Consider the following 25,629-nt stretch of genomic DNA (forward strand, 5'->3'; position numbering starts at 1 on the left):
ATACTCGCTCAGCGGCATCACCAGGAATCGGAGAAGCAAGCCCAGTCAAAGCCGGTGGAGGAAGACCCGATCGGCCCTGAGCTCTACGGCACCTCAGCTATAGCTGAGGAAGGCCTCTGGACACGCAAAGGCTGGGCCGGAAGGGGATGACACGCCCGGGCCATACACACATTCTGGCCAATAACCCTCAATCGTTCGGGCATGCGCGAAGGGCCCGACCGGAATCTCTTCCGATCGGGCCCTTCGGCTTCTCGTTGCGGGGGCAAGATTTGAACTTGCGACCTCCGGGTTATGAGCCCGGCGAGCTACCGAACTGCTCCACCCCGCGTTGACTTGTATTACTTTACCGGCGCATGAGCCACACGCAAAATCGAGACGAACGATCGGCCTGTGATCTCCGTCTCCCGGGCCGCAGAACCGTGACGTCCCAGGTCAGCCTCGGGTAGCGTCGGTGCCTCCACCGACAGTGACCCTCGTGACGCCGCCGGAGGCTCCCGTGATCTTCGATCTGCCGCTTCACCCGCTCGTCGTCCATGCCGTGATCGTGCTGGTGCCGTTGGCCGCACTGCTGCTGGTCCTCGCGATCTGTGTGCCCCGTCTGCGCGCGGTCTGCGGGCCGCTGGGGGTGATCCTCGCCGTGGCGGGGGCGATCTCCGCCGTCGTCGCGGACCAGTCCGGTTCGATCCTCACCGAGTACGTGGGCACTCCCGAGGAGCACATCCGCTGGGGGCTGCCCACCGTGTTCTCCTCCTCAGCGATGGCGCTGTCCTCGCTGCTGTGGTTCTTCCTGCGCGGCCGGCGTCTCCCCCGTCTGCTGTTCGGGACCCTGACCATCCTCAGCGGGATCGCCGCGGTGACCTTCACCATCCTGGCCGGCCACAGCGGAGCCGAGGCCGTCTGGGGCGGGCTCAGCTGACCCGACGCTGCTGCTCCAGACCCCGCTGCCCCAGACCCCGCTGCCCTCGTCGAGGTGGTCTGGAGTTGTCGGTACTCGACTCGATCGACTCGAGTACCGACAACTCCAGACCAACTCAGCGTCACGAGAACCCGCACTGACACTGAGCCCAGAGACGACGGCGGGGCCGGCTCCCCGTGAAGGGAACCGGCCCCGCCGTCTGCGGTCCAGCTGGAAAACCCCGCTCCGGGGCTCCGCGGCCAGGCCCGGAGGCCGGAGCCTCCGGACCTGCCGGGATCAGTCGCCGGCGATGGCCTCCTCGGCCGCCAGTGCGTCCTCCACGGCCTGCTGGAGCTCGGCCTGCGCCTCACCGTAAGCGGAGAAGTCGCCCTCCTCCAGAGCCGCCTGCGAGTCCTGCATGGCCTGGTTGGCCCGCTCCAGGGCGTCGGCCAGCTGCTCCTCCGGGGATCCGGTCGGGGCGTCCTCCACCGTGGGCTCGTCATCCTCGGTGGTGGCGTCCTCGTCCTCCGTGGTGGCGCCCTCATCCTCGGCCGGGGCCTCGAGGTCCTCGTCCTCGGTCGTGGCGTCGTCCCCGGTCGGGGCCTCCACGTCCTCGTCCACGGCCTCACCCTCGACCCCGGCACCCTCGGCCACGGCGGCACCGGAGTCGCCGCCGAAGACCTGGTCCAGCGCCTCGCCGAGGGTGTCGGCGAAGCCGACCTCCTCGCCGTAGGAGACCAGCACCTTCCGCAGCAGCGGGTAGGCGGTGGCACCGGTGGACTGCACGTACACCGGCTGCACGTAGAGGATGCCCTCACCGGCCGGCAGCGTGACCATGTTGCCGTTGATCACCTCGGAGGCACCCTGACGCAGCAGGTTCAGCTCCTGGGAGACCACCGAGTTCGAGTCGAAGTTCGCCTGGGTCTGACCCGGGCCCGGCACGGCGGTGTCACGGGGCAGCTCCAGCAGGTGCAGGCTGCCGAAGTCCTCGTCCTTCACGCCGTCCTCGCCGGTGCCGGCGTCGCCGTTGGCGGCCAGGAAGCCGTAGAGCACGTTGCGTTGCTGGGCGCCCTCGGTGATCTGCGGGATGAACGTGGAGGTCAGGGAGAACTTCGGCTCGTCCTGACCCGGCATCTGCAGGGTCATGTAGTACGGCGGCTGCTTGACCGCTCCGTCGCCCTGGGTCGGGTCGTCCGGCACGGACCAGGCGTCGTTGTTCTCATAGAACGCACCCGGATCGGTCACGTGGTACCGGCCCAGCAGCTCACGCTGCACCCGGAACATGTCCTCCGGGTAGCGGACGTGGTCCATGAGCTCCGCGCTCATCTCCGAGTACGGCTGCAGCGACTCGGGGAAGACGTTCTCCCAGGCCTTGAGGATCGGGTCCTCGTCGTCCCAGGCGTAGAGCGTCACCGAGCCGTCATAGGCGTCCACGGTGGCCTTCACCGAGTTGCGCATGTAGTTGACCTGGCCGGAGAGCACCTGGCCGCCCTGCGTCAGGGCGTCGGTGGTGGCCGACTCCAGCTGCTGCTGCATGGAGTACGGGAAGTTCGCCGAGGTGGTGTAGCCCTCCACGATCCACTTCACGCGCCCGTCCACGATGGCCGGGTAAATGTTCTGGTCCACCTCCAGGAACGGAGCGACCTTCTCCACACGCTCACGCGGATGCCGGTCGTAGAGGATCTGCGACTCCTCGTTCATGTCGCCGGAGAGCAGGATCTCCGGGGACTGGAACTGGATCGCGTAGACCAGCCGGTTGAACAGGTTGCCCACAGAGGGGCCGCCCTCGCCGGAGAAGGTGTAGACCGTGTCCGCATCCGAGTTGCCAGAAGCGGGGCGGTCCAGCTCCATGGGGTCCGCACCCTCCGGCGCACCCACGATGGAGAAGTCGGTGGTGTTCTCGCCGAAGTAGATGCGCGGCTCGTAGTCCTCGTCGCTGGCCAGCTGGCCGCGGGTCGGGATGTCTCGCAGGGTGAAGTCGGGCCGACCCTCCGGGGTCACCGTGGAGGCGTTGGCCGCCACAAGACCGTAGCCGTGGGTGAAGATCAGGTGCCGGTTCACCCAGGAGGCGTCGTCGGCCACGTTGACCTCGCGGGCGGCGATGACGGTGTCCTCGCGCTCCCCGTCGACCTCGTAGCGGTCGAAGCTCAGCGTGTCGTTGAACGCGTAGTACTGACGGAACTGCTGGAGCTGGCCGAAGGAGGCCGAGACCAGGTTCGGGTCCAGCAGACGGATGTTCTGCGTGTTGGCCGCGTCCTCGGCGAGCGCCCCTTCGGCAGCCCGCGTCTCGGCGTCGTAGTCGTCCTGAGTGATCTCATCGAACCCGTAGGCGAAGCGGGTCATCTCCATGTTCCGCTCGATGTACGGGCTCTCCAGGGTGCGCTCCGAGGGACGCACCTGGTACTCCTGCACCAGGAACGGGTAGACCGCGCCGCCGACGATCGCGGTGACGATCAGCACGGCGGTGCCGATGATGCTGAAGCGCCAGCGACCGGTCACGGCGGTGACGATGAAGATCCCCGCCACCAGGACTGCGGCGACGGCCAAGATGGTCTGCGCCGGGATGACGGCGTGGACGTCGGTGTAGAGGGCGCCGGCCCAGTTGCCGTCCTGGTTGGTCAGGGTCGCATAGCGGTCCAGCCACCAGTTGACGCCCTGCAGCAGCACGAAGATCGCCGCGGTCACGGCGATGTGCCAGCGGGCGGCCTTCTCGATCACGAATCGGCCGCTGGGCTCGATCCGGATGCCGCCGTAGAGGTAGTGGCAGATGATCCCGGCGATCCCGGCCACCAGGACGGCGGAGATGAGGAACCCGTTGATGAAGCCCAGGAACGGCATCGTGAACACGAAGAACGCGAAGTCCAGGCCGAACTCAGGGTCCGTCATGCCGAACGGCTCCTGGTTGAAGAACAGCAGCACCTCCTCCCAGGCGCCGGAGGCCGCCGTCCCGGCGAAGAAGCCCATCAGGACCGGCAGGCCGATCATCAGCAGGCGACGCATGGAGGTCAGCGTGTTCTGGTAGCGCTGGATCGACTCGTTCATCTGTCGATCCAGGGTCTGCGGCCGGCTGCGGAAGGCCAGGAAGAGGCTCAGCCAGACCAGGGCACCCATCACCAGGAACCCGGCCAGGAAGATCCCGAGCCGGCTGAGCCGCTCGACCCAGAAGACCTCCGAATAGCCGACCTGGTTGTACCACATGATCTCGGCGTAGAAGCCGGAGGAGATCACGAACGCGCCGATCAGCACCGCGATGATGATGATCGTCAGCGTCAGCGCGGACGGACGCCGCGGACCGCTGCGCTGCGGACGCTGCGATCCGCCGCCGCCGGACCCCCCTCTGCCGGAACCGCCGTCGTCGTCAGAGCCGCCCGAGCCGAACAGGCCGGAGCCGCCGAAGGGGTTCGTCGAACCGAATCCCTGGGAGAAACTCACATCTACCCTCTCTTCGTCCCGGCCGGCGTCGTCGGTGCTCGATCCGTCCGGGACGTTGTGCTGTTGTGCTGGTCTGCTGCTGGTCTGGTCGAGTTGTTCAGGTGTCGTCGTCGTGGTCGGGTCCGCCGCAGGCTGCGCGGCGGGGTGCCGAGGTCTCAGCTGCCACAGACCTCGAGGGAGGCGAGGTAGGCGTCATCGTCATCCCGAACCGCCTCCACGATCTGCCGAGCCTGGTCGACGTCGTCCACCCCGTGGAGCTCCAGGCCCCGGGGCGTCCGGCCCTCGAGCTCCGCGCAGTTGTCCCGCGGGACCAGGAAATGGTCAGCGCCGGCGTCCCGCGCTCCGACCACCTTCTGCGCGATCCCGCCGATGGGACCGACAGTGCCGTCGGGATCCACCGTCCCGGTGCCTGCCCAGTCCTCGCCGCCGGTCATCGACTCCTTGGTGAGACGGTCGATGATCCCTAGGGAGAACATCAGCCCCGCGCTGGGGCCCCCGACGTCCTCCAGAGTGATCTCGACCTCCACCGGGAAGTCGAAGTCGCCCTGGAGCATGATGCCGACGTAGTAGTCGCCATCCGCCTCCTGGTAGGTGGGGACCTCGACGTCGAACTCCTCACCGTCCCTGGTCACTGTCAATTCTACCGGCTGACCTGCGGCGTCGTTCACCGCTTCGCGAAGTCCCTCGACGCCGGAGACCGGGTCGCCTCCTGCGGCGAGCACTTCGTCGCCGACCTCGAGCACCTCAGTGGTGCCGACGTCGGCGGCCTGCGGGGTGAAGTCGATGACACGCAACCGCTGCCCGTAGTCGACGCCCAGCGCGTTCAGGGCCGCCGCCGTCGCCAAGTCCTGGGAGCTGGTCATCGCAGCGGTGTTCATCTGCTGGACCTCCTCGGCGGTGGTGCCCGAGGGGTAGACCAGCTCCTGCGGGAGCACGTCCACGGTCGGATCGAACCAACCGCGGACGACCTGCGGCACATAGACCACCGATGTGGGGGCTCCGCTGACGTAGACGGTGGTCATGTTCAGCGACCCCTCGGTGGAGTGCGTCTCCGCCCCATCGATGCTGATCATCGGCTCGTCGCCGCGCTCCCCGATGGTGTCGAACACCGGGCCGGGCGATTCGGTCAGATACGGGGCGGGGGTCCCCAGGAGGGCCGCTCCGAGGACGACCGCTCCCAGACCGCAGGCCAGCTGCACAGTGCGACGCACGGTCCAGCTGTGGGTGGGGCCCGCTGGGGGCGCGTCAGGGTCCCAGGGCGGCGGGATGGATGCGGCCACACCCACCCGCTGAGCCGGCTCAGTGCCCGTGCCGTATCCCGGATGCGGGGGCTCTGCCGGCCGCCCCGAGGCAGTGAATCGTCCAGTCATAGTGATCCGGGCCATTGTCTCATCACCCGCGGAGGACGGCGAACTGGGCTCACGGACGCTGCCGCGGGAGCTGCCGACGGCCGCCGGGCGGCGTGCCCTCATCGGCGTCGTCCTGGTGATTCGCCGGCGCCGCCCCGGCACGGGACGCGCGCTTCCTCCCTGCGCGAACTGGCCCACGCGCCCACAGACACCGTCCATGGCCCGGCAGTAGGCTGGGAGGTCCAGAGACCCAAGCGGATCGACCACTCAGGAGCAGCTCATGAATGCCGACGATTCCGGACGCCGCGGCGAGGACCGCGACGACGAGGGCCGCGAGGAGAACGAGGGCGACCAGCCCCAGGACCCCATGGAGGAGATGTTCCGCCGCATGTTCGGCGGAGAGCCCGGGCAGGGCAGCTCTGCAGGGCAGGGCCCGTCGATCGGCTTCACCGGCACTCCGGGCCAGGGCGGGCCCCAGCTGCCCGAAGGCTTCGACCCGTCGCAGCTGGGCCTGCCGCAGATGGATCCCCAGATGATGCAGCAGATCATGGGACAGGTCCAGGCGATGTTCTCCGCCATGCAGAGTTCCTCCGAGGAGGACCGGCAGGGCCCGGTCAACTGGACCATGGCGAAGCAGGCCGCCCGCCAGGCCGCGGCCGGCGACGACCCGAGCGTCTCTCCGGCCCAGAGCCGCGCCGTGGACGAGGCCCTGCGCCTGGCTGACATGTGGCTCGACGGCGCCACCGGCTTCGAGTCGGTGGGCCAGATCGGTCAGGCCTGGGCCCGGGCTCAGTGGGTGGAGGAGACCTTCGACTCCTGGCGCCGCCTGACGGAGCCCGTGGCCGAGTCGGTGGCCGAGGCGCTCTCCGGAGCCATCAAGGGCCAGCTCGACGAGCAGGGCTCGGGGATCCCCCCGGAGATGCAGGCCATGATGGGCGGGGCCGGGGCCGAGCAGATCAGCGGCATGATCCAGTCCATGGGCGGCATGGCCTTCGGCATGCAGCTCGGCCAGGCGGTGGGTGCGCTGGCCAAGGAGGTGCATTCGGCCTCGGACATCGGCCTGCCGCTGGCCGGGCGCACCATGGCGCTGCTGCCGAAGAACGTGGAGGAGTTCAGCGCCGGCCTCCAGGTGGACAAGCAGGAGGTCCTGCTGTTCCTGGCCCTGCGGGAGGCCGCAAGGATGCGGCTGTTCGCCCAGTGCCCGTGGCTGGAGCAGGACCTGTTCAATGCGGTGGCTCAGTACGCCGCCGGGATCCACATCGACATGGGTCGCATCGAGGAGGCCGCCTCGCAGATCGACCCGACCAACCCGGAGGCGATGCAGGAGGTCCTCGGCGAAGGGCTGTTCACCCCGGAACGGACCCCGATGCAGGACGCCGCTCTGCGGCGCATCGAGACCACCCTAGCCCTGGTGGAGGGCTGGGTGGACGACGTCGTCTCGCAGGCCGCCGAGCACCTGGAGTCGCTGCCTGCACTGCGCGAGACGCTGAACCGACGCCGGGCGACCGGCGGCCCGGCCGAGCACACCTTCGCCGCGCTGGTGGGCCTGGAGCTGCGTCCGCGCCGCCTGCGCGATGCGGCCGCCCTGTGGGCGCACCTGCGGGAGACCTCCGGGATGACCGGCCGGGACGAGGTGTGGGCTCACCCGGACGTGCAGCCCACCGAGGAGGACCTGGACGACCCGCAGGGCTTCCAGGCCCGCCAGGAGGAGCGCGCCGCCGAGTCCGCCCGCATCGACGAAGAGCTGCAGAAGCTGCTCGACGGCGGTTACGACGGCCCCAGCAGTTCGGGCGGTCCAGGCGGCTCGGGCGACTCGGGTGACTCCGGGGGCTCGGATGACTCCGGGGATGATCCGAAGAGTTCGGACTGAGCCCGGCACGGGCAGTCCGACGACGGCGGCACGGCGCGCGCGCTGATCGCCCCGGTGCCGCCGTCGATCCACAGCACAGCATCCGTCAGCGCCGGCAGCTGCGGGCCGGCGAGCAGCTCCCCCAGCTGGTGGATGAGCAGATGCGCCGCCATGCCCTGCAGCGGCCAGACCGCCGCACCGGAGGCGAAGAACGCCATCGGGGCACCATCGTCTCCTCCGTCTGCTCCCCCGACTCCGAGGCTGCTTCCCTGCCGCTGCAGGCAGTCTGGGCAGGGTGCCGGCCCCCCGTCCGAGATGACCGGGCCCAACATCATCCCGTCAGCTGTGGTGAGGACGGGCAGCACGCGGCGTGACTCCCGCAGCCCGCCGATGAGCACCTCCCGCCTCGGCCAGCCCGGGGCGCCGGCGTCGGTCTCCCGGATGAGGACCTGCACGTCCGCGGCCTGCACCACGCCGTCCGGCGGGCAGGACAGCACCGTCACCCCGTCGGCGGTCTCGGCGAGCGCGTCGGCGAGGTCCTCCGCCCGCAGACGGTCCGGGCCTCCCCCGTGCCGTCGGCCGCCCTCCGGCGGCGGATCGACCGGGGCGGCGTCGCGCAGCACCACCGTCCCCACGCCGTGGCGCACCAGCAGATCGGCCAGCGCTTCACCGCACGGAGTCAGCCCGTCCACCAGCACACAGGACTGGGCCAGCCGGGTGCGGCGCACCTCGGCTGCCGATACTCCCGTCTCGCGCTCGAGCACTCCGTGGTTCCACAGCCGCTCCACCACGCGCGGAGCGGCACCCACCGGCACCCCCCTGTCCAGCTGACGGGCGGCGGCGAGCAGCGCCTCGGCGTCTCCCTCCAGGAGCACCGAGGCTGTCCCTGAGCGCAGGTGGAGCGTGGTCTCGCCCACGCCGGTGACGGTCGCCCGGGGCGGCAACCGGTACACCGGGCCGGCTGCTCCGAGCTCCAGATCCACCTTCTCCAGGTCGTCGGCGCCGGCGGCGTCCACAGCGGTGAGGTCCATGACGACATCCTGGCAGAGTTCAGGCACCGACTCTCAGAGTTATCCACAGGCTGCTCTGACCTGGGGTGATGGGCGGTGACCATGCGGCTCGCCTCATGGGGAGGTCCCCTGTCACCGGCCGCCGCTAGACTCTCCTGCGACCGCCCCACACCCACCACCGCGCCTCTCCCACAGCACAGCCCCGGGCAGCACGGCACAGCACGGCACAGCACAGCACAGCACCAGGAGGACCGATGCCTCGCAGCTCCACCGATCGGCGCCGCGGCTCTGCCGGACCGCAGGACGCCCAGCGGATCATGGTCGACGGCGATGAGGTGCTGGTGATCCGCTCCCCGCGCAGAACACGCACCGTGACCGCCGACCAGGTGGACGGCACGCTGCGGCTGCGGGTGCCGTCCCGACTCAGCCGCGCCCAGGTGGATGAGCATGCGCGGGCCTTCCAGCAGAAGCTCCGGCGCCGTGCGGAACAGCGCCGACGGACCGACGCTGAGCTGATGCGCCGCGCCCTGGAGCTCTCTCGAGAGCATCTCGACGACATCCCCCGGCCGACCTCGGTGGTGTGGTCGGACCGGCAGACGACCCGCTGGGGCTCCACGACCTCCACGGAGGGGACCATTCGGCTGTCGTCGCGTCTGCAGAAGATGCCGCTGTGGGTCCAGGACGCCGTGCTGGTGCATGAGCTGGCGCACCTGATCGAACCGGGGCACGGGCCGCGGTTCCAGGCCCTGGTGGCCCGCTATCCCCGCACCCGGGAGGCCGACGCGTTCCTCGAGGGCGTCAGCTTCGCCTGGAGCCATCCCCAGTGAGGGCCAGAGTCTGACGGAGACCCGATGATGCCGGGACGCCCCAGCGACGCGCCTCATCGGCGCCTCAGCGACGCGTCTCAGCCGCGGCGGGCCTGGGCCGCCTCGCTGAGGACGGCTTTGAGCGCCTCACCGTGCTTCTCCAGCTTCCTCTCCCCCACCCCGGGGACCTGCAGCAGCTCTGCGTCGGTGCGCGGCAGCCGCTCGGCGATGACCTCCAGGGTGGCGTCGGTGAACACCACGAAGGCGGGGACGTCGAGCTCCTTGGCGTGCGAGGACCTCCAGGAGCGCAGTCGCTCGTAGAGCTCCTCGTCGTAGCGGGCCGGACAGTCCTCGCAGCGGCGGCGCTTGACCTCGGTGCCGGTGGTCAGCACGGTCCCGCAGGAGGAGCAGGTGGCGGTCCTCTTCTTCGCCCGCGAGTTCGGGTTCACCGTCCCCGACGACGGCGCGATCCGTCGGGTGGGCTCCTCCAGCCCGAGCTCACGGCGCAGCGGCCGCAGGAACCTCGACGGGCTGCGTCGGCCCCGGCCCCCGGAGTGCCGGGACTGGGCGGAGGACATGTACAGGTGCTTCCGGGCGCGGGTGATGCCCACGTAGAGGAGTCGGCGCTCCTCATCGATCTCCCGCTGGGTCTTGGCGAAGGTGATCGGCATCAGCCCTTCGCTGAGTCCGGCGAGGAAGACCGCGTCCCACTCCAGGCCCTTGGCCGAGTGCAGGGAGGCCAGGGTGACGCCCTCCACGGTGGGGGCGTGCTGAGCGGCCGAGCGCTCCTCGAGCTCGGTGATGAACTGCCGCATGGTGAGCGTCTCGTCGAGCATCTCCCGTTCGGCGTGCAGCTGATCGGCCAGGCCCACCAGCGCGGACATCGACTCCCAGCGCTCCCGCACCGCACCGGTGCCCTCGGGGGCCTCGCGGCGCCAGCCGTGGGAGGAGAGGATGTCACGCACGGTCTTGGGCACGCCGTCGCCGCTCTCCTCCACCAGGGAGGAGGTGCGCAGCGCGGCGAGCGCCTCGCGGACCTCCCGTCGGGAGAAGAAGCGTTCGGAGCCGCGCAGCTGGTAGGAGATGCCGGCGGTGGCGAGCGCCTGCTCGAAGGCTTGGGACTGCCCGTTGGTGCGGTAGAGGATCGCGATCTCGCTCAGCGGCACCCCGGAGTCCCGCAGCGCGACGATCTGCTCGGCGATCCAGCCGGCCTCGGCGTCGTCGTCGGCATGCTGGGTCAGCGACGGGGCCGGCCCGTGCTCGCGCTGAGAGATCAGTCGCAGCGGATCCGGCCACGCGGGCGGCTGCTCACCCTGGGCCTGCATCTGGGCGCGGATCTTCGCCTGCTCCCGGGTGCGGTCGGCCAGCAGCACGTTGGCCAGCTGCACCACCTGCGGGGTGGAGCGGTAGTCCCGCACCAGGCGGACCACCTTCGCCTGCGGATGCCGGCGGGTGAACTGCAGCAGGTGGTCCGGGGTCGCGCCCGTGAAGGAGTAGATGGTCTGGGCTGCGTCTCCGACCACGCACAGCTCCTCCCGGCCACCCAGCCACAGATCCAGCAGACGCTGCTGCAGCGGGGAGACGTCCTGATACTCGTCCACCACGAAGTGCCGGTACTGCTGACGCACCTGTGCGGCGACCCGTTCGTCGTCCTCGAGCATGCCCACCGTCAGCAGCAGCACGTCCTCGAAGTCGATGAGGTGCTTGTCCAGCTTGACGTCCTCATAGGACTGGTAGAGCTTCGCGAAGGTACGATGGTCCACTCCCCCCGGTTCGGGGCGGTGGGCGGCGAGCTCCAGGTAGGAGTCCGGGGTCAGGGTCGAGACCTTGGCCCACTCGATCTCGGAGGCCAGGTCCCGCAGGGCGGCCCGGTCGGTGGAGATGTGCAGCCTCCGGGCCGCCTCGGTGAGCAGGCGGACCTTATGGTCGAGGATCTCCGGCATGGTGCCACCGATGGCCATCGGCCAGAAGTACTGCAGCTGGCGCAGGGCGGCGGCGTGGAAGGTGCGGGCCTGCACGCCGGGGGCGCCCAGGGCGTTGAGGCGTGAGCGCATCTCGGCCGCGGCCCGAGCGGTGAAGGTCACGGCCAGCAGCCGGTGGGGATCGTAGACGCCGGCGCGCACCCCGTAGGCGATGCGGTGGGTGATGGCACGGGTCTTGCCGGTGCCGGCGCCGGCGAGGATGCACAGGGGCCCGGTCAGCGTGCTGGCGGCCTCGCGCTGCTCGTCGTCGAGCCCGGCGAGGACCGCGTCCGGAGCCTGAGGATCGGACGGGGTCGAGGTCATCGCGCTCCTCTGCTCCAGATGTCGACGTCGGGCAACGTGCCACCGTACCAGTGTTCGATCAGCCCTCGGGAGATCGAGGACCGCGGCGGGATGCCGATGCGGCCCTCGGCGACCTGCTGGTGGAGCTCCTCCCGGGTGAACCAGCGGACGTCGCGGATCTCATCCTCATCGGCATGGGCCACGGCGTCGCGGGTGTGGGCCAGGTAGCCCAGCATCAGCGAGCGTGGGAACGGCCAGGCCTGGGAGCCGATGTACTCCACGCGCGCGACGGCGGCGCCGGCCTCCTCGGCGACCTCGCGCACCACCGCGTCCTCCAAGGACTCGCCGGCCTCCACGAAGCCGGCGAAGGTGGAGTACATGCGGGCGTCCCAGCGGGTGGCAGAGCCGAGCAGCAGTCGGTCCTGGGGATCCACGACGGCGGTGATGACGGCAGGGTCGGTGCGGGGGAAGTGTTCGGCGCCGCAGGCCGGGCACTGCCGCATCCAGCCGGAGCTGCGCACCTCGGTGACGGCGCCGCAGCGAGGGCAGTGCGCGGAGTTCGCATGCCAGTTCAGCACGGCGGTGGCCTGGGTGAGCAGTTCGCCCTCCAGTGCGGGCAGGTGGGCGCCGACGGCGCGCAGGTCCGCCCAGCGGAGGACCGGGTGCTCGGTGTCGGTGACGCCGTTCCGATCGCCCGACTGACGCATGACCCCGCTGTCTGCGTGGCCTGATGGCCGGGCGGAGGACGACTCGGTGCCGGACGCCAGGTCGCCGTCGTGGGCCTGCCCGGGGGCGGGCACGGCGATCAGGTGCCGCGGACGTTCCTCATGAGTGGCCTCTGACGCGGCTCCTAGGGGTGCCGCTCCCAGGTAGACGGCGTCTTCGGGCAGCGGGCCCTCGGGCGCCTCGAAGACCAGGCGCAGGCGCGAGGTGTGCGCGACGTCGTGTTCTGTCCCGTTCCGGGAGCCGTCGGCGACAGGGCCGCCGCCGGAGCGGGCGGCGCGCACCGGGGCGCGGCCGCCGTCGAGCCGAAGCACACCGGTGCCGGGAGCGGTCCAGACCTCTGCGAGCCAGTCGGGACGCTGTCGATCCTGGTCCCGCCGGTCGATGCGGGGACGGGTCAGCGGGAGGTCGAGAACACCGGGTGCAGACTGCATGGATCTACCGTAGCGCTCGGCGGTGACTGGTCCGAGCCTGAGGAATTGAGGAACACGGCGTGGCCTAGCGGTCCCGGAGCACCCCGAGACCATACGCTGGTGACCGTGCGATGGACATCGATGGAACTGGCGGCGCTGGCCACCGCCGCCGTGCCGGGCCTCTCCCCGAGCGGCGTGGCCGCCGTCGCCGACGACGCCCGCGACTTCACCTCGGCGATCGTCATCGATGCCGAGGGCAACCGGTGGCGCATCCGGTCTCCGCAGCACCAGGAGGCGGCGATGCGCCTGGAAACCGAGCTGCAGGTGCTGCGCGGCTTCTCCACCGCCATCCGCGCCGAGCTGCCCTTCCGGGTCCCGTCGGTGGCCGGTGCGGTGCGCCGCGGTGAGATGCGCACCTTCGTGTACAACCATCTTCCCGGCCAGACCCTGGAGCTCGAAGAACTCGCCTCCTCCGGCGCCGAGGTGATCGGCGACGTCGGCCGCACGATCGCCGCGATCCATGATCTGGACGAGTCCGTGGTGGACAACGCGGACCTGCCCCGCTATTCGGCCGAGAGGTTCCGGCAGCGTCGCCTCAACGAGCTCGACCAGGCCGCCACCACCGGGCAGATCCCCTCCACCCTGCTGCGCCGCTGGGAGCACGCCATGGAGGAGAAGGAGCTGTGGGACTTCACCCCTGCGGTGGCCCACGGTGACCTGCACGAGGACAACCTGCACGTGGACGGCAAGCGCGTGGTGGCCGTGACGGGGTGGACCGACCTGCACATCGGGGACCCCGCCGACGACTTCGCGTGGCTGACCGCCACCCCTGACCCTGACTTCGCCCAGGCGGTGCTGACCGCCTACCAGGAGCATCGCCGGGGGCCCAGTGATCCGCACCTGATGCGCCGGGCCGCACTGACCGCCGAGTTCGCCCTGGCCCAGTGGCTGGTCCGTGGACACGCCACCGAGAACCAGGAGATGGTCGACGAGGCGTTGAACCTGCTGCGGCAGCTCGAGGAGGACATCGAGGCCCACGGTGGGCAGCCGATCGCCCTGACCCCGATGGAGGGTGAGGAGCCCGCGGAGGCGCAGGACTCGCGTCCGGTGGCTCGCGCCGGGGCGGCCGCCACGGTGGCCGACACCGGCGAGTGGGCCGACTCTGGAGCAGGCGATCACGAACCCGCGGTGATCACCGACGCCTCGGCCGATGAGGACGCCTCCGCTGAGGGCTCCCCCGACGAGGACGCCGATGACTCGGACGCCGGGGCCGCAGCCGAGACCGGTGCTCAGGACCAGGGGGCCGGTCAGGCTCGGGCTGATGCTGCGGCCGAGGCGCCGACCGAGTCCGAGTTCGACGACGAGACCCCGACAGGGCAGTTTCCCGCGGTCTCGGCGGACTCCCCCGGCATGGCCGGGGCTCCCGCGGACGAGCAGCCCACCGGTGCGATCCCCCAGCAGGTGGACGATTCGCACTTCCTGGATGACGACGACGTCCCCACAGGGACGATCTCCCCGGTGCCGCCGGCAGGAGCCGGCTCACCAGGCGCTGAACGGCACCCGTCCTCGGGTTCACTGCCCATTCTGCCGGATGAGGAGTCCGAGAAGCGGTCCAAGCAGAAGAACTACTTCCCGGCGAAGTCCGCCGACAGCGCCCGTTCCGCGGACAGTGCTCGCTCCGCGCCCAGCGCCGACACCGGCTCCCATGCGGTCGTCGCCGACGCCGAAGGCACCGGGGCCGAAGACACCGGAGCCGAAGACACCGGAGCCGACGACACCGGAGCCGACGATCGGGCGGAGTCCCAGGACGCCGTCGGGACCTCTCATGACAGCGAGGCTCCGGCGACGGAGCCGAAGACAGCCGAGGTCACTTCGGCCGAGACGCCGACCCGCGGCCCATCAGGTGAGCAGTCAGGCTCCGGTGAGGCGCCGTCGTCGTCCTCCGGCACGCGAGACTCGGTGTACTCGGCGTATCCGGGGCTGCGCCCGCCCGGCTCCTGATCCGGCCCCTGACGTGGACCTTCCGGCGTCGTCGCGCTGGCTCGCTTCCCTTGGGCCAGCCCGACGGCGCCGGTGCTGTGCCAGCTATGTGACAGCTATCTCCTTGCGGGAGGGAATGTGTGTCCCGTACCGCGGGTTGTCGCCTGCGTGTTCAGCACACCGGTGTGCTCTCTTCTGACGAACGCAGTCCTGTCTTCCGCGCCGCCCTCGGCGTGCACACCTGATTGACGAGGGGATTCTCCGTGCCGACCTCCCACCATGCTCCGCAGACCGATTCCGCGCACCCCGCCACCAGCGACATCCCCCTGGTGACGGAGGACCCGCGGTTCTCCCGACGGCAGATCGCCATCGCGATCGTGGCGCTGTCTCTGGGCGGCTTCGCGATCGGTGTCACCGAGTTCGCGATCATGGGCCTGCTGCAGGAGGCCGTGGCCGATCTGGGGATCACCATCCCGCAGGGCGGCCACCTGATCAGTGCTTACGCCCTGGGTGTGGTGGTCGGCGCCCCGCTGCTGTCGCTGCCCGGGGCGACCCGGGAGCGGCGCAGCTATGCGCTGTTCCTGCTGGGACTGTTCGTGATCGGCCACGGGCTGAGCCTGGTGGCGCCGAACTACGAGACGATGCTGGCCGCCCGGTTCATCTCCGGGCTGCCGCATGGCGCATTCTTCGCAGTGGCGGCACTGATGGCTGCGCAGATGGCGGGACCCACCCGTCGGTCGAAGGCGATCGCCGCGGTGCTCGGCGGCCTGGCGATCGCCAACGTCATCGGTGTCCCGGTGGTGACGTGGGCCGGTCAGCAGTTCGGGTGGCGCTGGATGTTCGCGATCGTCATCGTGCTGGCGCTGATCACCATGGCGGCCGTCGCCGTCTTTGCGCCGCGGCAGATGCCGTCGAAGCACGCCTCGATCATGGGTGAGCTGAAGGGTCTGCGGTCCCAGAAGCTGTGGGTGGGGATCCTGCTGGCCGTGATCGGGTTCTGCGGAATGTTCGCCCTGTATTCCTACATCTCCCCGGTGATGACCGATGTGGCGCTGCTCGACCCGCGCTACCTGCCCTATGTGGTGGGGCTCTACGGAGTCGGCATGGTGGTCGGCAACTTCGTGGGCGGCTGGGCCGCCGACAAGTCGGTGCTGGGGACCGTGATCATCTCCATGGCGCTGATCGCCGTGTTCATGGTGCTGTTCGCCTCCACCGCGCATGTCGTGGTGCTGGCGCTGCTGTTCCTGTTCCTGGTGGGGGCCTCGGCCTCCTGCCTGAGCCCTGCCATGCAGACCTTCCTGATCGACTCCGCGCCGCGGGCTCCCCAGGTGGCGGCCTCGCTGCACCACTCCGCGTTCAACGCCGCCAACGCCCTGGGCGCCGTGCTGGGCGCGGCAGTGATCGACGCCGGTTGGGGTCTGCGGGCACCCAGCTATGTGGGGGCGGTGGCCGCCGGTGTGGGTGTGCTGATCGCCGTCTATGTGATCTGGTTGAGCCGGCGCGAGCCTGCTCGGGGCTGACACCGCGGGCAGAAGTAGACCACGCGGTCCTGTTGGGCGGCGCGGCGCTGGCCGGAATCGGGCTGGACGGCCTCTCCGTGGTGGGTGCGTTCGATCCGGGTGCGGCACCGCAGGCAGGGCTTGCCGCCGCGGCCGTAGACCCAGAGGTCGTGGCCTCCGGTGGGGGTGCCGGTGGTGCGACGGCGGGGCCTCAGCTTGTTCACCTCCAGCAGGCGGTGTGCCAGCTCCAGGATGCGCGGCAGGTCCGGGACGCTGCGCACGGGCGTCTCCGGGTGGATGCCGGCGAGGAAGCAGATCTCACTGCGGTACACATTCCCGACGCCGGCCAGGTTGCGCTGGTCCAGCAGCGCGACGCCGATGGCCCGCTCTGGTTCGGCGAGCAGGCGCCGCTGGGCCTCGTCGGCGTCCCAGTCGGGGCCGAGGAGGTCCGGCCCGAGGTGGGCGATGTGTGATTCGGCCTCGGACGGGGTGAAGAGGTGCAGCTCTCCCAGGGAGAACCCGACGGCCTGATGGTCCTCTGTGGTGAGGATGCAGCGGGCGGTGTGCCCGGGGCGCCGCCACTGGGGCCTGCCCTGGGTGGTCGGATAGACGTGCCAGGTGCCCTCCATCTTCAAGTGCGAGTGGATCACAGTGTCGGTGGTGTGGATCAGCAGGTGTTTGCCGCGGGCTCGGACGCGTTCGACCCTCTGCCCGGAGATATCGGCGGCGGCGAAGGTGGGGACCCGGAACTCGGTGTCGAGCAGGGTGCGGCCGGCCAGCGCCTCATGCAGGAGGGCGGCCTCGCGGTAGATGCTGTCGCCTTCGGGCATGGGTTCAGTATCGGTGATGGTCGCTGATGGCTACGAATGCACGTGGAAGGCCCAGGCCATCACTGGGATCGGTCTGAGCTCGCCGCCTAGGATAGGGGCATGTCTGGCGTTCCGTTCACCACCACTGCCGATGTCCACTCCGAGTCCTTCGCTGGCCGGCTGCGGGCCGCCTCTGCAGAGGACTGGGAGGCTGCGGTCCATCACCGGTTTGTGGAGGAGCTGTTCGCGGGAACGATCAGTGATGAGGTGCTCGCGCGCTATCTGGTGCAGGACTACCAGTTCTTCGACGCCTTCGTGGCGATGCTGGGCGCCTGTGTGGCCACCACGGACTCTAGGCCTGCGCGACTGCGCTTCGCACAGCAGTTGGGGATGCTGGCCTCGGACGAAGATGGCTACTTCCAGCAGGCATTCGCGGAGCTGAGTGTGCCCCAGCAGGAGGTGGAGTCCCCGGAGCTGGCCCGCCCCACACAGGAGTTCGTGGCGCAGATGTGGGAGGTCGCGCAGGCTCGGGACTACGCAGACCTGCTGGTGGTACTGGTGATCGCCGAGTGGCTGTACCTGGATTGGGGCGAGTTGGATCGCGCCCTGCCCTCTGAGGAGAAGCATCTGGGCTGGGTCAGACTGCACCGCGGTGACGACTTCCGCGCGTGGACACAGTTCCTGATCGATGAGCTCAATCGCGTGGCGCCTGAGCAGGACGACGATGCCGCTGCACGTCTGGCAGCTCGGTGGCGCCGGGTGGTAAGCATCGAGCGCGCGTTCTTCGACGCGGCGTATCAGGCATGATCGTCGCCCGCAACAGCCCTCATCCGATCCTGAGTCTGCGTCATCCTGGCCCCCAACGGGAACATCACGCACTTCAGCCCCACAGGGTCTTCCTCCTGCGCCATCAGGTCGCGCGACTGGTCATCGTTTGAATCCTGAAGCCTCAGCCCTCTCCAGCAGCTTTGCGAGAACATTCCCCTGGGATTCTGACACGAATCCTTGGGAAATCATTCTATTTAGGATCGATGACTCCTTCTCAGACTTCATTCGGTATTCCGAAGCAAAATCCCTGAGTGCGGGCCACGTCTTGGGATCGAGGCTCACCAACTCGAAGTAGTTCAGCAGCTGTGCGGTCGCCTTCTGCTCTTCGGCGGCCCCTGCGAACTCCTGCTGACGCTCCTCATCAGAGATGATCACATCATGCGCCGTTTCGTAGTACTCCAGTGGAGTGTCGCGAAATGTCGTCCAGCACAGCGCTTGTTTTGCCCACTGCGTCACGTTCTGCTGGGGACGGTCCTCCGAGACCAGGTGCTCACGCGCCGCCTCACAGGCGACATCGATGTTCTCCAAGAGACCTTGCTCGCACGCCTGACTCCTCCAGATCGCGGGAAGGTCGATCTGGTGCCCATCGAACATATCAGTCAGGTCGTAGAGGAACTTGCTCAATCCGTACGCCACGATGTTGGCCAGGTAGCCGGTCGAATACCACTCAGCTTCCTGGACCAGCTGCCTGGTCTGCCGTGCCAGGATCAGTCGGGAGACCAGGTCTCGGAAGTAAGCTTCGTTGAATTGTGACGCGTCGGCTTCCCAAGCTTCATTGACCCACTCAGTGAAGTGCACGAAGCTGGACTGAGCGCCCTTGCTGACGATGTGCGGCTCAAGGCGCCAGATGTTCTCCACTCTTGCCAGTTCGAGCTTGTCGAACTTCTGGGTCTTCGGATTCTGCGCGTCGAACTGCCGGCGTCGGGCACCGATTTCACGTGCGCGGGCGTTCTCGAAAGCGCCCCGCGTGCGCTCATAGAACCAGCGAGTGTCGAACTGCGTGTCCTGGGCGGGCGCCATGACTCTCCCACTGAGTCGATCCATCTCACGGTGGAACCCCGAGTTCGAGGAGAAGTCCGAGACGTTCACCTTGTTCTGGCTGTTCGCGTATCGGGCGATGTCTGGGACGATGTCCGCAGCACGGTCCTCGTCGACCACGACGAGCTTGACCTGGACTGTGGCCTCCTCAAGATGTTGGAGCTTGTGCGGGTTCCGCCTCCGATGCTGGTTGCTGTAGTACCACATCGAGGCCGTCGTCTGTCCGCCGTTGACGATCTGCCAGTCAGTGAGGGACGTCACTCGCAAGGCGCCGGAGTGCTGGACAAGCTGCACATCCGTGGCTGTAGTCGTCAGCCCGTTGTTGTACGCGAGAAACATCGATGGCTCTTGTGCCAGGGTGTGCTGAATCCCCTTGTTGACGTTTCCACGGACACTCAGGAACCCTCGGACGTTGGATTCCAGCACCCGTGATCCGTACTGGTCGTAGATCGCGGCAAGCTGTTGCCCGGACATCGTCAGCAGATAGGTCTTGATGCCGTCGGGAGTCGTGCCGCCATGCACACACGGCACTCCTTCGCCCTCTTCTCCGAGATGGATCTCGATCTCTTCTCGTCCTGACGCTGATGAGGAAGCACTGTGGAGCCGACCCGCGTCCCACACGCGAAATGACATGGTGGCACCTTCGACCGAGACGGATTCGAAGGACATGTTCTTCACCGCGTGCGTGGCGACGGCGTTGCTGACCAGCTCCACGCGATACCGATGTGTCTCTCCTGCACGATCTCGTAGATATTCAGCGAGCTCGAATGCCGTGGAGCTCTCCTCCAGATGCTGTTGAAGGGCCCCCGACACTGAGAGCGTGACGAATTGGGCCGCTCCAGTCATTGCTCGGTCAATGTCGGCCTTGCCGAACGATGTGTTCACATCGTCCACACAATGCGTCACCACCAACGTAGCTGTCCCGTCCACGGGGTCCTCTCCTACAGCGGCGAGGGCCAGCTGGCGATTGTGGTTCCCCTTGGCCCGGGCGTGGAACTCCTGCAGATCATGGACGATCTCGAGCTCCTCGAGAAGCTCACAGAGCGCATGGCCCATTGCCTCGTCGAACGTCGTAAGTTCGACGTCTGCCGTCGTTCTGCCGCTGTTCAGCAGTTCGGTCTGGAATTCACTCAGGTCCATGGGTCAACTCCGCTGGTCCAGGACATCTCCCAGAGGGATGTCATCCACCTCGTACTCATGCAGGTCGCTCGTCACGATCTGGTAGCGGACCTGGGAAACCCCCGGTCTCAGATCGCCCGGCACTACGCGAGGCATGTCGCCCCTGACCTCGTAGAATCGCGTCTCCGTGTGCTGCAGTCGGATCAGTCGGTAACGATCGTCCGTTCGGTCGAGTCCGACCTCCGCCAACTTCTGATCGAACTCCTGGACGCTGCCGTCGGCCGGCAGACGACGGTCGATCCGAGATGCCAGTTCAGGCAACGATGTTCCGTCATCCTCCTTGTCCACGAAGGACAGGCGAATGCAGGCCAGGATCAACGGCACATCACCGGCTTCGAGCTGGTGTTCATTGCTGATGAACAGCCGCTCCGAGTGGGGTGCCGTACTCTTACACTCGATCTGGGCTTCTCCGCTGAGGGTGAAGTCGTGGTCATCTCCGGCCGGGCCCGTCCACGCGTGCACCGCTCGAGAACCGATCCCTCGATCCAATAGGTGGTCGAGGATCACCAGCTCGCCGAACAGCCCCAGAATCTGCTCTTCGCTGAGCAGCTCCCGCCGTGTGGCGAACACGGATCTCCAATGCCTGAGCGCGGCCTCGACATGTTCTGTGTTCCTGTCCTGCGGGACACGGTGCAGGCGTCGCACGACATCCGCAAAGAAGGCCGCTGACTGCTCCGCGGATCGCGGCGAGCGCTCGACGATCTCGAGGACGTATGAGTCGCCGACGAGCTTGGTGTCACAGTGGACGAGTTCAATCGTCGTGCTGACTCGGGCACCCCGGGGCACCGGGATGCGCAGACCGACGGTGCCGTCCCCCAGGCTCTGAAACCTGATGCCCCCACCGTCCGTGAGGACTCGTTTCCCCACCCCGAACGAAGCAGTCCGAAGTCCGACGGACTCTCGTCGAAACCACTCGGCTCCCGGCAATGTGAGGTCATCCGTCATCGCCGACCTCCTCATCGATCTCGTCGAGCAGTCCAGCTTCAGCCATCCAGACCCTGTTCACCACGTATTGCGCCTTCTCCGTAGCCTCCACGACATGGCCGAGTTCGTCGCGCACCGCCGGGAATGTCACCATGAGGCCGAGCAGCCCTGCTTCGGTCTTGATGGGGTCCTGGAGTGGGTGCAATTTCTCCGGGGTCCATGACACTGGATAGATCATCAGGATCGGTCTATCGATCACCCCAGGCACGGCGTATTCCTTGATCGCGTCGTCTGTGCGGGCGGTGTGCGCCCAGCGCTCCGTCGGCCCGTTGTGCAACTTCCTAGCTACGTTGAGAAGATTCCTCTCGGATGCAATACGCCGGCTCGAGAACGCCAGGTACCTGCCGCGCCATTCCAGGACATCTGCCGTGTCTCGCCGGTTCCCTGGGAGGGGCTCGTCGAGCCCAGGGACCAGTGCCTTCTCTCCCGACCCCCCGATGACAGCGACATCCCAGAGGTCTCCGTGCCGCGTCGCTTCGGACCGCACATACTCCGCTATCAGTGACAGGTTCCCCTCAGTGCGCGAGAAGTTCGTGTCCTTGGGGCCGGGGATGAACGCCTGCAGGAAGTCTTCGACGGCGACCCGGTCCACTCGGCTAAATCCGATGTGCTGGTCGATCGCGCCTCGCTCTGCGGGCAAACTCATGTCATGAGCCTGGCCCTTGCAGGCGAGCATCAGGTCGGCAAGTGCCCTGCGATTCGTCTCCCACGCCGTCGGGGCCAGTGACGCGGTCTTCGTCTCCAACCGTTGCTGTGCGAAGGACATGGACAGCACCTGGCTCTCAGCATGCCGCATCTTATTGGCTGCCGTGATCTTCAGGGCTTCCGGGTGGCGCCGAATCTTGAGCCCGAAGTCCTGCGGGGTTCCACCGGCGCTCTCCATGAGTCGGATGTCGGCGCGGATCTCTTCGAGGGTGAATGCGACGAAGCGGAACCAGCTTCTCACCTCAGGGTCCAACCAGACCCGGACCAGGTCCTGATAACCCTTGCGGTAGCCGAACCAACGTCCCATCTGCAGCAGGGTGTCAGAGAGCTGCGTCCGCTGGTAGAAATAGCTCACCACGAGCCCGTCGAGCGTGAGTCCGCGCGACAGGATGGTCCCGCCGACGGAGATGACCCGGCGACCATGCGAGTGCCGGGCTCGCGCTCGTGCCTGCGCCCGCCTCTGCCTCTCCTTGTCCGTGGTGAGATTGACGAGTTCCGTCTCAATCACGTCGACGGTTGACGGAAGCTGCGCCGCCACGTCAATCCACGAGTGCTCGGACTCCGAATACTCGTCGAGCCAGGTCCGATACAGGCTTCGGACGAGGGCGGGACCCGTACCTGTCGCCATTTCGTCCGGATCAGCGAACTGGACTGTCCCGCTGATTTCGTCGAGGTATGCGGACACCAGTCGGTGCACTTGACTCTGAACGTCGTTGAATCTGCTGACGTTGACGAGCATGGACCTCGATGCAGATCGATCACCGCGCAGGTCTGTGATGACGCAGGCCAGCACGAAGGTCACGACGGCCCTCTTCAGGCTGTCGGGAAGTCCTGGCACCTGGATGTCACGCTTGTGGCCGAAGGGAAAGTAGTCTTCTGCGTCACCGACATCCACACGCGAGTGACGCTCCCCCTGGTCCTCGTCGAAGTAGTTCAGCGCCCCCATGTAGTCGCTCGGTGCCATCAGCGAGTAGATATAGTCCCGAGGAAACAGGTCGTCCTCAGCCTGAGGGTCGATCAGCACGTTGGCGAACGGAGTAGCTGTGAAGCCTACATAGGTGGCCCGCTGTGAGCAGGCCAGGAGGTTCCTGATCGCGGCATTCACGGCGGTTGACTCCACCTTGTCCTTCTTATTCGTGTTCACGGAGGCATAGTCAGCCTCATCGTCGATCAGCATCATGGGGACGTTCAGCCCATGGACGCCTCCCATGCTCGGAAGCCACTCGGCAAGATTCTGAAGGATCTTCGAGTTCTTTTTGACCACGAGGACGACCGGAGCACTGACACTCGTGCTGAGATTCCCGAAGTGGGTGGTCCTTTTGGACCGCGCTTCGAAATCGCTCTCCTCAGTCGTGACCGAAATGACGGAGACATGTCGGCGTTTGACCCCGACGCCGCATTCAGGCTCTGAGTAGAGACCGTTCCCACCTGCGTCGAGGGAGCGTCGGCCGATGAAACCCTCGTCAACGCGCTTCTGGGTTTGGGACCGGAGGTCTTCCGTGTGCCCTCCGATGACGATGAAGAGTCGATAACCGGCGTCGGCGGCCATGTTCATGAGTCCGATGAAGTTTGACGTCTTGCCGGACTGCACGTCGCCCATCACCAGGCCTCGGCGTTGCCATGCGCCCTCCAGCCTGGGATCGCCAGACAGATCCAAGATGTCTTCGACGGATCGTCGGAGCTCCTGCATCGGTTCACGCCCGCGTCCCTCTTCCAGGAGCAGCTGCCGATAAGCGTCCCAGTACGGCCACCCGAATTCGGGCTCGTTGCGCAACTCGTGGATCCAGGGATCTCTGTCCTTGACGACCGCGACACCCGGTTCCACGGTCGTCTGCACGCGGGTCAGTATCTCGGCAACGACCGCCTCTCGCACATGGGCGGGGACGTCCCCGTGGTCCCTCACGAGAGAAGCTAGGAGGGCCGCGGACTCTGAGACCTGAGATTCAGACGGCGGTGTCTCCTGCTGATCAGCCCAAGTGTTCACGAGCTGGATGAGTTTTGAGTACGCCGGGTGGTCCTCGGGACGGGTGCGGGTCTTGTGCTCGGTTGCTGACATGTGCTTCCCCTCAGAGTTTCTTGACGACTGCGGCGACGATCTCGTCCAGATCACGGCGGCCTGCGAAGGGCTCCACCGAGCTCAGCACCTGCTGGAGATTTCGGGCATCAGCATCCTGGAGGCCCATGAGCCGGATGATATCTGTCGCATGTTCGACGAGAGTCTCAGGCTGGTCCCGGGACGGCTTCTCGTCGTCGACGGACATGCGCCGTCTGATCTCTCCATAGGGGATCAGCAGGCCCAGCTGTTGGATGGCCTTCAAGATTCTTCTCCGTTGGCGCTCATCGAGATCTTCCACCGCCTGCGCGAGGATGGGATGGTCCGGATTGGGCTCATATCGGAATGCCCCACGCTCTGTGACCGGAACCCAGACATACTTCACGGAGTCGGTCGACTCTCGTCGACCCCGGTAGGAGATGACTCGTCCGCTCCTTCGCCCACCGACCATGTAGAACCGGCTGAGCTGCCTCCGCACCGCGGCCGGCGGGACGACCTTGTTCTTCATGACGTCGAGTTGCCAGATGTCATCGATCGTATTGGGCAGATCCACCAGGATTCGGCTGTGTTTGGTGAGGTCCCGTCTGCTGCCGAGGTTCGCCCAGCCCCCGTGGCTGATGAGACGACGATTCCGATAGAAGTAGAAACCCTGGGCGCCGAACATACCTTCACCGAGATCCTCGCGCTCAGCGTCGTCTCCGGTGATCTTCGAAGAGTCCGGAAGTGTGAATGCCTGGACGACGATGGCATCTCCCCCGACTCGAATCGTCTCCGGAGCTGTGGAGTCAACGGCTCGGTTATGCCTGATGAACGGGTCGATCGCCCTCACCTGGTGGCCGTTCAAGAGCAATCTGAGCCCTCGCGAATTCCGGTTCTCCGGCTCGATCCACCGATGGAATGTCATTCCGAGGTGCGTCCTCAGCGAGCTAAGCGCTTCACCCATGCCGCTTGCCCCGGGTGGACGACTCTCAAGCAGTCGGTCGAGCTTCTCCCAGCAGACAAGCGTCCCGCTGGTGAATCTGTCCAGCTGCTCGAATCCCGGTACAGCTTCCAACTCCAGAGGCGTCAACCTCCGGACTGACCAGTCCGACTCCTCCAACAGCTCATCCAGGTCGAAGCAGACGCCCTGAGTCTCCCCCTCCTTGCGGGACACCAATGTGAGTCTGCGGCACTGAGAGAAGGTGGCAGTTTTGAGACCGAGGCCGAATCGGCCGAGATCTGAACCTCGCCGCTCATCAATGCTCGAAACAGCGGCGAGTTTCAGAGCACCGACCATCTCATCGAGGGTCATCCCGGAACCGTCGTCAAAGATCCAAAGCCACCGAGGAGAGTCACTGACGTCACCCCTCACATGGACGAGCTGCGCCCCAGCATCGAGGCTGTTGTCGACGATGTCAGCGACAGCGACCTCAGTCGTGTAGCCGAGCGCGCGCATGCTCTCCATGAGCTTGGGGCTCGGATGTATCTGAAGCCGGAGGTCCGCCATTCACACAACTCTCTCACCGATAATGTCACTGTCACTGTTACTGTCACTGTTACTGTCACTGAACATGAAATCACATGCCTGTGACAACAGTTGCGTACGCCACATGCGCCGCCCTTGATCGCCGGCGGGTCATCCAAGATCGCGATCGCAAACAGGCGGCAAGTCCGCAGGTTTCGGAGTGACATCGACTGCCCCTAACAGGTCAAGTCCCGTGTAGTGGTGTAGCTGGCTCTCCGAGTTGCTGGATGGTTATGCGGCTTCGAGTTCGGGAAGGTCGTGGTGGTGGTCGTCGTGCTCCGTAGCGGTCTGGCAGCGGGCCAGGACCTC

At 67.2% G+C, this 25,629-nt stretch carries 15 protein-coding genes, 1 tRNA gene and 1 pseudogene; 6 read left to right on the top strand and 11 right to left on the bottom strand.

The features are described from left to right. Positions 1–254 precede the first annotated feature (254 nt). Positions 255–328, bottom strand: a tRNA-Met gene (locus ABD658_RS14700). Positions 329–475: 147 nt separating this feature from the next. On the opposite strand from ABD658_RS14700, the gene ABD658_RS14705 reads away from it, so the two are divergent. Continuing rightward, entirely contained in the window at positions 476–916 is a 441-nt protein-coding gene (locus tag ABD658_RS14705; RefSeq protein ID WP_344683124.1) for a DUF2231 domain-containing protein, read from the top strand. 279 nt (positions 917–1,195) lie between these two features. Here the strand turns inward: ABD658_RS14705 and ABD658_RS14710 are convergent. Together ABD658_RS14710 and ABD658_RS14715 are read right to left on the bottom strand one after the other, a co-directional pair. Further along, positions 1,196–4,327, bottom strand: a pseudogene (locus ABD658_RS14710) (UPF0182 family membrane protein); the annotation flags it as partial. Positions 4,328–4,482: 155 nt separating this feature from the next. Further along, on the bottom strand, positions 4,483–5,697 hold the full coding sequence (locus ABD658_RS14715) for a YlbL family protein (RefSeq protein ID WP_344683130.1): 1,215 nt from the start codon (positions 5,695–5,697) through the stop codon (positions 4,483–4,485). Positions 5,698–5,956: 259 nt separating this feature from the next. Here ABD658_RS14715 and ABD658_RS14720 point away from each other — a divergent pair, with 259 nt between their 5' ends. Continuing rightward, positions 5,957–7,546 carry a zinc-dependent metalloprotease gene (locus ABD658_RS14720; RefSeq protein WP_344683132.1) on the top strand — a complete coding sequence of 530 codons (1,590 nt, stop codon included), beginning with the start codon at positions 5,957–5,959 and terminating at the stop codon, positions 7,544–7,546. Here the strand turns inward: ABD658_RS14720 and ABD658_RS14725 are convergent. Next, positions 7,444–8,556 carry a hypothetical protein gene (locus ABD658_RS14725; protein WP_344683134.1) on the bottom strand — a complete coding sequence of 371 codons (1,113 nt, stop codon included), beginning with the start codon at positions 8,554–8,556 and terminating at the stop codon, positions 7,444–7,446. The genes ABD658_RS14720 and ABD658_RS14725 overlap by 103 nt on opposite strands. Before the next feature lie 233 nt (positions 8,557–8,789). Here ABD658_RS14725 and ABD658_RS14730 point away from each other — a divergent pair, with 233 nt between their 5' ends. Continuing rightward, positions 8,790–9,362 carry a M48 family metallopeptidase gene (locus ABD658_RS14730; protein WP_344683137.1) on the top strand — a complete coding sequence of 191 codons (573 nt, stop codon included), beginning with the start codon at positions 8,790–8,792 and terminating at the stop codon, positions 9,360–9,362. A 77-nt stretch (positions 9,363–9,439) separates the two neighbouring features. Here the strand turns inward: ABD658_RS14730 and ABD658_RS14735 are convergent, their stop codons facing one another. Beyond that, a complete protein-coding gene (locus tag ABD658_RS14735; RefSeq protein ID WP_344683139.1) occupies positions 9,440–11,626 on the bottom strand; it encodes an ATP-dependent DNA helicase UvrD2 in 2,187 nt (728 codons plus the stop codon). Next, a complete protein-coding gene (nudC, locus tag ABD658_RS14740; RefSeq protein WP_344683141.1) occupies positions 11,623–12,762 on the bottom strand; it encodes an NAD(+) diphosphatase in 1,140 nt (379 codons plus the stop codon). The genes ABD658_RS14735 and nudC overlap by 4 nt, the downstream gene beginning before the upstream one ends. 105 nt (positions 12,763–12,867) lie before the next feature. Between nudC and ABD658_RS14745 the strand changes: the two genes are divergently transcribed. After that, complete coding sequence (locus ABD658_RS14745) at positions 12,868–14,742, top strand: phosphotransferase (protein WP_344683143.1); 1,875 nt, start codon at positions 12,868–12,870, stop codon at positions 14,740–14,742. A 242-nt stretch (positions 14,743–14,984) separates the two neighbouring features. Next, positions 14,985–16,241, top strand: coding sequence for an MFS transporter (locus ABD658_RS14750; RefSeq protein WP_344683145.1), 1,257 nt, complete (start codon positions 14,985–14,987; stop codon positions 16,239–16,241). On the opposite strand, the gene ABD658_RS14755 is transcribed toward ABD658_RS14750, so the two are convergent. Then, the gene (locus tag ABD658_RS14755) at positions 16,199–17,050 is read right to left on the bottom strand and encodes an Fpg/Nei family DNA glycosylase (protein ID WP_344683147.1); all 852 of its coding nucleotides are present in this window, start codon (positions 17,048–17,050) and stop codon (positions 16,199–16,201) included. The genes ABD658_RS14750 and ABD658_RS14755 overlap by 43 nt on opposite strands. 99 nt (positions 17,051–17,149) lie before the next feature. On the opposite strand from ABD658_RS14755, the gene ABD658_RS14760 reads away from it, so the two are divergent. Then, positions 17,150–17,836: a TenA family protein gene (locus ABD658_RS14760; RefSeq protein WP_344683149.1), complete on the top strand. Its 687-nt coding sequence runs from the start codon at positions 17,150–17,152 to the stop codon at positions 17,834–17,836. A gap of 120 nt (positions 17,837–17,956) precedes the next feature. Here the strand turns inward: ABD658_RS14760 and ABD658_RS14765 are convergent, their stop codons facing one another. The 4 genes from ABD658_RS14765 to ABD658_RS14780 are packed head-to-tail and all read right to left on the bottom strand — an operon-like array spanning position 17,957 to position 25,302. Further along, positions 17,957–20,035: an AIPR family protein gene (locus ABD658_RS14765; protein WP_344683151.1), complete on the bottom strand. Its 2,079-nt coding sequence runs from the start codon at positions 20,033–20,035 to the stop codon at positions 17,957–17,959. A gap of 3 nt (positions 20,036–20,038) precedes the next feature. Further along, entirely contained in the window at positions 20,039–21,034 is a 996-nt protein-coding gene (locus ABD658_RS14770) for a PD-(D/E)XK motif protein (RefSeq protein ID WP_344683153.1), read from the bottom strand. Next, positions 21,009–23,819, bottom strand: coding sequence for a Z1 domain-containing protein (locus ABD658_RS14775; RefSeq protein ID WP_344744917.1), 2,811 nt, complete (start codon positions 23,817–23,819; stop codon positions 21,009–21,011). Before ABD658_RS14775 ends, ABD658_RS14770 begins: the two co-directional genes overlap by 26 nt. A gap of 10 nt (positions 23,820–23,829) precedes the next feature. Next, complete coding sequence (locus ABD658_RS14780) at positions 23,830–25,302, bottom strand: ATP-binding protein (RefSeq protein WP_344686005.1); 1,473 nt, start codon at positions 25,300–25,302, stop codon at positions 23,830–23,832. Positions 25,303–25,629 lie beyond the last annotated feature (327 nt).

Source organism: Nesterenkonia aethiopica, assembly GCF_039534665.1.
GTDB lineage: Bacteria > Actinomycetota > Actinomycetes > Actinomycetales > Micrococcaceae > Nesterenkonia > Nesterenkonia aethiopica.